General features: G+C 58.5%; 5 protein-coding genes and 3 pseudogenes. 6 read left to right on the top strand and 2 right to left on the bottom strand.

Going from position 1 to position 5,226, the window contains the following annotated elements; all coding sequences use genetic code 11:
• Positions 1-269 precede the first annotated feature (269 nt).
• Positions 270-806, top strand: a pseudogene (locus tag BSU04_RS30740) (fimbria/pilus outer membrane usher protein); the annotation flags it as partial.
• Positions 776-1,765, top strand: a complete 990-nt coding sequence (locus BSU04_RS30735) for a Csu type fimbrial protein (protein WP_373452891.1) — start codon at positions 776-778, stop codon at positions 1,763-1,765. The pseudogene BSU04_RS30740 and the gene BSU04_RS30735, both read left to right, overlap by 31 nt.
• 26 nt (positions 1,766-1,791) lie before the next feature.
• On the opposite strand, the gene BSU04_RS30730 is transcribed toward BSU04_RS30735, so the two are convergent.
• On the bottom strand, positions 1,792-2,091 hold the full coding sequence (locus BSU04_RS30730; RefSeq protein WP_144021403.1) for a hypothetical protein: 300 nt from the start codon (positions 2,089-2,091) through the stop codon (positions 1,792-1,794).
• 337 nt (positions 2,092-2,428) lie between these two features.
• On the opposite strand from BSU04_RS30730, the pseudogene BSU04_RS48090 reads away from it, so the two are divergent.
• From BSU04_RS48090 to BSU04_RS30715, 4 genes and pseudogenes are all read left to right on the top strand, one after another.
• Positions 2,429-2,566: pseudogene (locus tag BSU04_RS48090) on the top strand (ATP-binding protein); the annotation flags it as partial.
• Between the two features lie 686 nt (positions 2,567-3,252).
• Positions 3,253-3,663, top strand: coding sequence for a DnaJ domain-containing protein (locus tag BSU04_RS48630; RefSeq protein WP_306427240.1), 411 nt, complete (start codon positions 3,253-3,255; stop codon positions 3,661-3,663).
• The gene (locus BSU04_RS48625) at positions 3,660-4,247 is read left to right on the top strand and encodes a DnaJ C-terminal domain-containing protein (protein ID WP_306427239.1); all 588 of its coding nucleotides are present in this window, start codon (positions 3,660-3,662) and stop codon (positions 4,245-4,247) included. Before BSU04_RS48630 ends, BSU04_RS48625 begins: the two co-directional genes overlap by 4 nt.
• Positions 4,213-4,518 (top strand): chaperone modulator CbpM, encoded by a 306-nt coding sequence (locus tag BSU04_RS30715; RefSeq protein ID WP_089164058.1) that lies wholly within the window; start codon positions 4,213-4,215, stop codon positions 4,516-4,518. The genes BSU04_RS48625 and BSU04_RS30715 overlap by 35 nt, the downstream gene beginning before the upstream one ends.
• A 345-nt stretch (positions 4,519-4,863) precedes the next feature.
• Here the strand turns inward: BSU04_RS30715 and BSU04_RS46725 are convergent.
• Positions 4,864-5,226 (bottom strand): annotated as a pseudogene (locus BSU04_RS46725) (HAD-IC family P-type ATPase); the annotation flags it as partial.

The following is a 5,226-nucleotide window of genomic DNA, read 5'->3' as shown; positions in this document are numbered from 1 at the left end:
CTTCGAAATCGATCCGGCGCTTGGTTGTATCGAGCTCAACTCTGGATACCATCCACGGAGCTTGCAGACCCAACGCGGAAGTAAACAGGGTTTCAACGGCAACACTCACAGACGATTCCTCGATTCAGATAAGGGCGACTACTGCCTACCATCACTTCTTCGCAACCCGTCGACATGGCCGTCGGCTTACAAAGAATCTGATGGGAAACAGCGGAGGCCATTATGGTACTTGATGTCAAGTTCCACTCAAAACGTCCTTGGGCCATAGTGTGGAACCATCGCGCCGCATCGACGATGGTTTCGCGCTGGTGTCGACCGAAGGCGTTGCAGGTATTCCGGTGCTGCACGAGAACCGCGTGATCGGCACGACCGACAGCGGCGGTCATCTGCTGATTCCCGACCTGAACGCCTATCAGCACAATCAGGTGAACATTGACAGCATGAAACTGCCAGCCGATGCGCGGATCGCGACCACCGCGTTGGATCTCGTGCCGCAGGCACAGTCGGGCGTGCTCGCACAGTTCGGCGTGACGCGTTACAGTGCCGCGTCGGTCATCCTGCACGGCCCTGATGGCAAGGTACTGCCGCCCGGCGCACGCGTGCATTACGAGGAAAGCGGCCAGGACACAATCGTCGGCTACGACGGCCTGACCTTCATCGACACCCTGCAGCGTGACAACCATCTGGTCATTGACAGCGGCGCGCTGCATTGCGGGGTGGATTTCGCTTACGAGCGTCCGAGCGACGGGTCGTTGCCGACGATCGGACCGTTGACATGCCGTCCACAAGCAGGAGAGGCGCGATGAAACGCATCATGTTTGTTGCGCTGGTTGTCGGACTGTTGTTTGGCCTGTCGAACGGCGCGCACGCACAGAGCTGCTCGGCGAGCGCGTCGGCAATCAGTTTCGGCTCGGTGAGCCCAATCAGCCGCAATGCAGTCAGCACCACCGGCACCGTCATCGTGACGTGCACGTGGCCCGCGATCACGATTACACCGAACGTCCAGGTGTGCCTGAATCTGGGCGGCACCAGTCCGCGAAGTCTGGTGAACGGCGCCAACCAGATGCAGTACGACCTGTACCAGGATGCAGCGCATTCTCTGGCGTGGGGTTCAATCTACTTCGGCACCACACCGATTTCGCTCACGCTGACCAAACCTGGGCTTGGCACGACAGCGAGCACGTCGGCGACCATCTACGGCCAGATCACGGCCAATCAGCCCACGGTACCCACCGTCGGCAACAGCAGCACGACGTATACCCAGACCTTCGGTGGTGGCACCACCTCGATCAACTATGGCTTTTTTCTGATCGGGACGCCGAGCTGCGCATCGCTTACCTCTGCGGCAGGCACGTTTGCGTTCAGCGCCACCGCCACGGTCGTCAACAACTGCAACATCAGCGCGACGACCGTTAGCTTTGCCGCGACCGGCGTGCTGAGCAAAGCATTGAATGCAACCGGATCGATCACAGCACAGTGCACCAACGGTGACGCTTACCGGATCGCGTTGAATGGTGGCGCCACCAGCAACGTCGCGGCACGGCAGATGGCGCGCTCGGGCGGCGGTGGCACAGTGAACTACCAGTTGTATGTCGATTCCACCCATACCAGTGCGTGGGGCGACGGCACCAGCGGGACCGCGACGGCAACCGGCACAGGGACGGGAAACCAGCAGGTGCTCAACGTGTATGGCGTGGTGCCGGCGCAGACGTCGCCAGTTCCGGGCAGTTACAGCGACACCATCACCGCGACGATCAGTTTCTGACGCAGTGTCGGGTGGGGGGCACCCGCTCAGAAGCTCACCATCCAGACCGGCTGACGCGTGCCGGGAGCGGTGAATTGCATCGTTGAGAGCGTCTGTGCAGGCTCGAGGGGAACGACCGCGACCCGATACGGTTCGCCGTGCAGGCAGGCGACGCGGGGCGCGGCGAAGGACGAGGGATCGGCTCCCGATTGGATCACGCAGCTTTCCTGGATAACCAGACTAACCGACATTGACGCGTGCTCCACCGACAATACGCCCGCTGAAGACGATGATGCTTCCAGTAACAGGAAGGCAGCAACACTGGAGGATGTGGGTTTTCGTAACATATGAAGTCCAGTTTGCGCCGCTGCCGCGCAGCGTTCCAAGTCGGAGAGGCTTGAAGTGCATCAAAAGCAATGTCCTAAGCTAGGTATCGGCAAATCAACGAAATACTTGAACAAGCAGCTTCGATGGTGCGCCAGCTGATCGATTTATGTATCCATCGGGACTAAAAAAATGGACTGACACCACCGTTGCAGCGTCGAGCCCCGTTTTCCGAGCGCTATCAATAAACAAAAACCTCGATGTCGCCCTCGATCTTTGCGCGTCACCGCCGATATAACGAATATCCACAACCTAACCCGATTCTCCAACCCGAGATCGCATGACTGAAGATATGGATCCGAGAGGCGACCGCGCGCGGCCAGCGGCACGGTGCTCCTCTTCTGTGAGGAAGCACAACGGTAAAACGAGAACCAGTATGAATGGTTAAGAGACGAGCATGATGGGCTCGACCGCCAGCAAAGTAGGCTGTTCGCATTTCGGTGGCGCCATGGGGCGTCGCCAACATCTGCTCGACATGCTGCTTCGTTATCTGCCGGGGAGAAGCTCGGCCTCAGAATAGCCGGGTTCAATCCACTCCCACTCTCAGTAGAACGCGTGAAACCAAACTACGATGCGACTAAGCGGCACCGAGCGCTCGAAAGAGACTGAATCTTTCCCAGTTCGTCGCCATCCTGAGTCGTTGCGTCAATGCGTAATATGCTCGGGGCATACTTTCGGCGCTATGCTCGCACGTCTGAGTAATTTCCGAGCCTGCCAATCTCGGCAAAGCAAAGGCTATTATTAGGGAATGGTTGTTGCTGATTAATTTTGATCGTTGTATCTGCCCCGATGGAGTTCGTCATGACGATTCTGACCGTCGTACGCTACGAGCGCGAGTTGTTTGTCTATTCTTGGTAGGTTTCGGCCGATCAACAATCAGCATGCCAATTGGGTGAAACAGCTGTTCGGCGTTGTGACAAGCCGCGCTGTGGAAAAATTTGGGGACCTGTGCGACGCTAGGCACCGCTCATAGGGATGCCATTTCTGCGGCGGCAGACGCGATCTACGCAGCTATGCAACTGAGACGGATATCATCGACTGCGAGGTATACGCTCGACATATCGTTAAAACTTAACTGTCCATATCGATTTCTCCGTCAACACATGGCTGGGATGGAATCGCCGATGAAGTACAAAGACTACTACGAGGCGATGGGCCTGCTGCGCACGGCGACTCAAGCCGAGATCAAGGCCGCACATCGCAAGCTCGCCCGTAAATTTCATCCTGATCTCAACAAGAAAGCTGACGCGGAAGCACGCTTTAAGGAGGTCGGCGAAGCCTATCAGGTGCTCAAAGATCCAGAGAAGCGCGCGGCATACGACCGACTGAGCGAGAAACCCGACAATGCTGAGGACTTCAGGCCGCCGCCGAACTGGAACGACGGCTTCGAATACAGTGGACGCGGTGACGAAGGCGGCGCACAGGGTGATTTCAGCGACTTCTTCGAGTCGATGTTCGGCGGCGGCGGCGAGAGCGCGCAGCGGTACCGCCCGTCCATGCACGCAGCCGGACAGGATCATCACGCCAAGTCATGATCGATTTGCGTGACTCGTTCAAGGGTGCGCAATGGGCGATCGCGCTGCAGATGCCTGTGGCGGATGCGCAGGGGCACGTGACGATGCAGTCCCGTACGCTGAATGTATCCATCCCCAAGGGGATTCGCGCGGGCAAGCGTCTTCGGCTCGCCAGTCAGGGTGGCGCGTCGCTCGGACAGGGCCCACCCGGCGATCTGTACCTGGAAATAGAATGGCGTGAGCAGGCGCGTTATCGAGTAGACGGTCGCGATGTATCACTCGATCTGCCAATTGCTCCGTGGGAAGCCGCGCTTGGTGCGGACGTTACCGTGCCGACACCCGATGGCAGCGTGAGCATGACGGTGCCGCGCAACTCGGCCAACGGCAAGCGGGTGCGTCTGAAGGGGCGCGGTATTCCGCAGGCGATGCCAGCAACCCCGAACGGTCCCTGTATGTCGTGCTCGATGTGGTTATGCCACCGGCCGACACCGATGCGGAGAAAGCCGCCTATGGCACGCTGCGCGACGCTTTCAAGTTCGATCCGCGAGCCAACTTTACGGGTGATTCGACATGACATCATCGATAGCGGTTTATTTGCAGGGTGAGATCGTCGAAGAGAGCATTGAATTTACGCTGGGCGAACTGAGTAGGGCGAGCGGAGCGTCCACGGAACAGTTGAGCCTTTGGGTGGCCGAAGGCGCATTCGAACCGCGGGGGGAGGTAACCTTGGCTTGGCGCTTCAGCGGCAGCGCATTGCGCCGTGCGGTGACGGCACAGCGCTTGTCGCGTGACCTCGGGCTGAACGCTGCTGGTGTCGCGCTTGCGCTCGATTTGCTCGAGGAGATTGAGACATTGCGGACAAGGCCCGATCGTTAGTGCGGTAGGGTTCTCATGCGGACGAGGCCTTCCACATCGCGAATGCGGATTTGCTTGGGGTGGATATTGACAAAGGCAGTTGACGCATCCGTTCCCGTCTGCCTTGCGAACACTCAGAGATTACTGGCGCAGGTCAATGTCACCTTCGGTTCGAAGATGCTCGTTTCGTCGAGGGTGCGAGAAACGGAAGCAACAGCCACGGAAGACTGAGCCGGAACCGCGGCGGCTGCGATACTAAAACAAGAAGATGCGGCCGCAGAGCCAACAAATCCAGGCAGTCGCATCGGATACCCTTTGGCGGATTACTGACGAGCGCATTGACCTGAGGCTCGCGCTTATCTGCATTCAGGTAACAGCAAGGCTGCGAAAGAGCAGGAGCTTTGCGCTATCGAGCACGACGGCCAGCACGACAGCGGCGCACAAAATGCCTGCTATGAGCGGCAGCGACAATGCCGTCATGAGCAGTCCATTGGACGCAAGCAGAGTAATGATCGCCACGTCCGCGACCGAGGACGCGATCAGCCATCGTCCGGGAACGGAACTCCACATACGCTGCCGTTCCCGTGCGACGTAAAAGACAGCCTGTCCGCTGAACACCAACGTGATGACGGCAACGGTCCGCAGGGCGTCTGTATCGAGACCAAGTACGAACTTGCCAGTCGCGAGGGTTCCTATGCAGAAGAGCAAATCGATCATGCCCATTGCAAT

Origin of the sequence: Caballeronia sordidicola (assembly GCF_002220365.1) — a bacterium.
In the GTDB taxonomy this organism is placed as follows: Bacteria; Pseudomonadota; Gammaproteobacteria; order Burkholderiales; family Burkholderiaceae; genus Caballeronia; species Caballeronia sordidicola_C.
This window is presented reverse-complemented; position numbering and strand designations above follow the sequence as displayed.

Bases quoted from the DNA above. Each gene is read 5' to 3' on its own strand.
- BSU04_RS30735 (WP_373452891.1), top strand. From the start codon at position 776: ATGCCGTCCACAAGCAGGAGAGGCGCGATGAAACGCATCATGTTTGTT.
- BSU04_RS30730 (WP_144021403.1), bottom strand. From the start codon at position 2,091: ATGTTACGAAAACCCACATCCTCCAGTGTTGCTGCCTTCCTGTTACTG.
- BSU04_RS48630 (WP_306427240.1), top strand. From the start codon at position 3,253: ATGAAGTACAAAGACTACTACGAGGCGATGGGCCTGCTGCGCACGGCG.
- BSU04_RS48625 (WP_306427239.1), top strand. From the start codon at position 3,660: ATGATCGATTTGCGTGACTCGTTCAAGGGTGCGCAATGGGCGATCGCG.
- BSU04_RS30715 (WP_089164058.1), top strand. From the start codon at position 4,213: ATGACATCATCGATAGCGGTTTATTTGCAGGGTGAGATCGTCGAAGAG.